General features: G+C 68.9%; 3 protein-coding genes and 1 pseudogene. 2 read left to right on the top strand and 2 right to left on the bottom strand.

All coding sequences use genetic code 11. From position 1 onward, the window contains the following. Nucleotides 1-896, bottom strand: an 896-nt coding sequence (locus tag DSP71_RS02700; RefSeq protein WP_147251168.1) for a DUF817 domain-containing protein, incomplete at its 3' end; no start/stop codon positions are given. 63 nt (nt 897-959) lie between these two features. Beyond that, nucleotides 960-1,832 (bottom strand): PHP domain-containing protein, encoded by an 873-nt coding sequence (locus DSP71_RS02695; RefSeq protein WP_113680308.1) that lies wholly within the window; start codon nt 1,830-1,832, stop codon nt 960-962. Between the two features lie 119 nt (nt 1,833-1,951). On the opposite strand from DSP71_RS02695, the gene DSP71_RS02690 reads away from it, so the two are divergent. Together DSP71_RS02690 and DSP71_RS02685 are read left to right on the top strand one after the other, a co-directional pair. Then, nucleotides 1,952-2,974 (top strand): endonuclease/exonuclease/phosphatase family protein, encoded by a 1,023-nt coding sequence (locus DSP71_RS02690; RefSeq protein ID WP_058631833.1) that lies wholly within the window; start codon nt 1,952-1,954, stop codon nt 2,972-2,974. A 36-nt stretch (nt 2,975-3,010) separates the two neighbouring features. Next, nucleotides 3,011-4,236 (top strand): annotated as a pseudogene (locus DSP71_RS02685) (aminopeptidase P family protein); the annotation flags it as partial.

The following is a 4,236-nucleotide window of genomic DNA, read 5'->3' as shown; positions in this document are numbered from 1 at the left end:
CCCCCTTGCACTCTCCTGGCGGTTCCGCTCCCCGTCGTACGCAACAGCGCTCCGGGAACCTGCGGCGGATACACCCAGGCCACCAGGACGACCGAGATGATCATCAGCAGGAACCACGAGCTCAGCTTGCTCAGCGAGACCGGTTGCCACCCTCCGGCCTGATCCGGATAGGCCCACGCGCCCGCCCAGGTGCCGATGTTCTCGGCGAGATAGATGAACACCGCCACACCCGCGAAGACGGCCAGCAGGGGAAGGCGGATCGTACGCCGCCAGACGCGCGCGTGCATCACGGTCGGCAGCCACAGCAGCACCACTCCGACGAGCAGCACCCACCGCGCATCCCACCACCAGTGGTGCGTGAAGAAGTTGACGTAGATCGCCCCGGCGAGGATCGCCGTCATCCAGCGTCGCGGATACCGCGTGAACCCGAGATCGAACAGCCGGTAGACGCGGACCATGTACGACCCGACCGCCGCGTACATGAAGCCGCTGAACAGCGGGACCCCGCCTATTCGGAGGATCCCGTCTGCGGCATACGCCCACGAACCCACATCGGTCTTGAACAGCTCCATCACGGTGCCGGTGATGTGGAACAGGACGATGACCCACAGCTCACGGCCGCTCTCCAAGCGGAAGACGAGCATCGCGATCTGGATCAGCACCGCAGCGATCGTCAGCGCGTCGTTGCGGGCCAGCGCCGCGTCGTCGGGATACCACAGGCGCGCGGCGACGATGAGGACCAGGAGCGCTCCACCGAAGATGCACGCCCACGCCTGCTTGACCACGAACACCGAGAACTCGATGAGGCCGGCGCGGACACCGTTCGACGGGGCGTCACGGAGGAGCCGGTGAGCCCACGCGTCGACGCGCCGCTCCAGGGAAGTCGCTCGCTGCATGCCTCGGACGGTATCGGTCCGGTTCGACAGCCCGCAGGGAAGTCGCCGACAGAACGCCGAGGGTCAGGGAAAACGCGGGGCGATGCCGGTGCCTCGTGCTATGAGCCTGGACACCATCTCCTCGGAGGTCGTGTTCTCGCCAGGGCGGTTCGGTTTGCCGGTGCCGTGATAGTCGCTCGATCCGGTGACGATGAGGTCGTGCTTCGCGGCGATCTCACGCAGCACCCGCTTGCCCGACTCCGTGTTCTCCCGATGCTCGACCTCGAATCCGCCGAGCCCCGCGGCGATGAGTCGCTCGATGAACGGCACGGGCATCATGCGGTCGCGACCCGCCGTCACGGGGTGGGCGATGATCGCCACTCCCCCCGCGTCCGTGATCAGACGCACCGCCGTCAGCGGATCGGGCGCGTAGTGCGGCTCGTAGTAGCCCTCGCGAGGGTGCAGGATGCCGTCGAAGGCCTCCGTCCGGTCCCGCACGATGCCGCGCGCGATGAGGGCGTCGGCGATGTGCGGGCGCCCCACGGTGGCATCCCGCGTTGTCTGCGCGACCACGTCGTCCCACTGCAGGTCGTAGTCCCGCCCGATGTTGCGCACGATGCGCTCGGCCCGGCCGATCCGATCGCCGCGGATGCGATCGGTCTCCGCACGCAGCGCCTCGTCCTCCGGGTCGAAGAGGTACCCGAGCACGTGGACGCTCCGCCACTCGTGCTTCGCGGAGAGCTCCATCCCCGGGATGAACGTCATACCGAGCTCGACAGCCGCATCTCCGGCCTCGCTCCACCCCGTGGTGCGGTCGTGATCGGTCAGCGCCAGAGTACGCACCCCGTGCGCATGCGCCTGGGCCACCACCTGGGCCGGCGACTCCGTGCCATCGGAATGGTTGGAGTGCAGGTGCAGGTCGGCGGGACCGGCGAACCCGGGGGACGAAGTGGCCATCCTCCGAGCGTACCGAGCATCCGCGGCCCCAGGCCCGCTCAGGCGCGCCCCATCCCGCTCAGGCTCGGCACGGATGTCGAGGCAGGGACTTCCCAGGCGGCGCTCCTAGGCTGGAGGGGATGTTTCGTCTCCTGGGGATCCTCTTCACCGTGCTTCTCGCGATCGCGACGGCGATCGTGGTGTGGCCGCAGTTCTTCCGTCTCGAACAGACGTACCCGTTCGCGCAGCTGGTATCGGCGCGCGGTCTCGTACTCGGCGGATTCCTCGTCGTCGCGGCCCTGGCGCTCCTCCTCCTGTTCGCCCGCCCACTGAGGGGGTTCGCCGCATCGATCCTCATCGTGGCGCTGCTCGGCGCGGGTGCGACCGCGGCCATCGGAGCCGTGCGCGGCTTCGGATCATCCGCGCTCCCGGAGAAGACCGACGGCAGTGTGCGCGTGCTCACCTGGAACACCGCGGGCGAGGCCGTCTCCGCGGAGGTGATCGCGCAGCGGATCCTCGATCAGGGAGCCGACATCGTCGCGCTCCCGGAGACGACCGAGGCCGTCGGCGAGCGCATCGCCATCATGCTGCGCGAGCAGGGACATCCGATGTGGGTGCATCACGTGCAGTTCCGGCCGGATGTGCAGGACGGCCCGCAGTCCTGGCACACCACCGTGCTCGTCGCTCCGGACCTCGGCGAGTATTCCGTGATCGAATCGGCCAAGGACGGCACGAGCAACACCGGCTCCGTTCCCAGCGTCGTGCTCATGCCGACCGATGGGACCGGCCCCACGATCGTCGCGGTGCACGCGGTGGCCCCCCGTATGGAGGAGATGCAGCAGTGGCGGAGCGATCTGCAGTGGATCGCCGATCAGTGCCCGCAGGGTGACTTCATCCTCGCCGGCGACTTCAACGCCACCGTCGATCACATGGCTCCGCTCGGAGTTGAGGGCGGCGACATCGGATACTGCCGCGATGTGGCCGCCCGCACCGGGAACGGACTCACGGGCACGTGGCCGAGCTCGCTGCCCGCCCTCGCCGGTGCACCCATCGATCATGTGATGACGTCGCAGAACTGGTCGCCGAGCGGTTCCGTCGTGCTCGACGATGCCGGCGGAAGCGACCACCGCGCCCTCGTCGTGCAGCTCGAGCCCGCCGGCTGAGTCCCACGCCTGCCCGCCAGGTGACAGACTGGAGGGATGAGCACAGGAGAGCGCGACACGATCGCAGAGCCCACCGTCGAAGCGTCTGCCGAGAACGGCACGACGAACCGCAAGCAGCCGTTCCCGCAGGGCTTCCTCGACACCATCTCCACCGGCTGGGCCGAGCGTCCGGAGACGCTCCCTGCCCCGCGTGCGCAGGCCTCATACGCAGCCATCCGCCGCGCCGCCGTCTCCGCCGCGTTCCCCGGCAAGCGTCTGGTGATCCCGGCAGGCTCGCTCAAGCAGCGCAGCAACGACACCGACTACGTCTTCCGGGCGCATTCCGCCTTCGCGCACCTGACGGGGTGGGCTTCCGATGCCGAGCCCGACTCCGTCCTCGTCTTCGCGCCGACCGAGAACGGTCACGACATCACGCTCTTCTTCCGCGAGCGTGCCGACCGCACCACCACGGAGTTCTACGCCGACGCGACGGTCGGCGAGTTCTGGATCGGACCGCGCCCCTCCCTCGCCGGCGTCGCCGCCGACCTCCAGATCACGACGGCGCACCTCGACGAGCTCGAGGCGGTCGAGGGCGAGCTCGTGCTCGACGAGGACGAGGCGCTCACCCGTTTCGTCTCCGAGCTGCGTCTCATCAAAGACGAGTTCGAGATCGCAGAGATGCGCCGCGCGGTCGAGATCACGGCGAACGGCTTCGACGACATCATCCGTGAGCTCCCCGCTGCGACGGCGCACGCCCGCGGCGAACGCGTCGTGGAGGGTGTCTTCCACCGCCGCGCACGCGAGGACGGGAACGGCGAGGGGTACGACACGATCGCCGCATCGGGGCCGCACGCCTGCTACCTCCACTGGACCCGCAACGACGGGACCGTGGTTCCCGGTGATCTGATCCTGGTGGACGCCGGCGTCGAGGCGGACAGCCTGTACACCGCCGACATCACCCGCACCCTGCCGGTCTCCGGCACGTTCACCGAGGTGCAGCGCCGCGTCTACGAGACGGTCCGCGAAGCAGCGGATGCCGCCTTCGCCGCTGCCAAGGTCGGGGTGCGCTTCCGCGATGTGCACGGTGCCGCGATGAAGGTCATCGCCGAGCGCACGGCCGAGTGGGGTCTGCTCCCCGTCACAGCGGAAGAGGCTCTGGACGCCGACAAGGGCGGTCAGCACCGGCGCTACATGGTGCACGGCACCTCGCACCACCTCGGAATCGACGTGCACGATTGCGCGCAGGCCCGCCGCGAGATGTACTACGACGGCATCCTCGCACC

It is taken from the genome of Microbacterium sp. H6, from assembly GCF_003314775.1.
Lineage (GTDB): Bacteria > Actinomycetota > Actinomycetes > Actinomycetales > Microbacteriaceae > Microbacterium > Microbacterium oxydans.
The sequence above is the reverse complement of the archived record's forward strand: the minus strand, read 5'-3'. Positions and strand labels throughout refer to the sequence as shown.

What these genes read in the sequence shown, in the direction of transcription:
- DSP71_RS02690 (WP_058631833.1), top strand. Translation starts at nt 1,952, where the DNA reads ATGTTTCGTCTCCTGGGGATCCTCTTCACCGTGCTTCTCGCGATCGCG.
- DSP71_RS02695 (WP_113680308.1), bottom strand. Translation starts at nt 1,832, where the DNA reads ATGGCCACTTCGTCCCCCGGGTTCGCCGGTCCCGCCGACCTGCACCTG.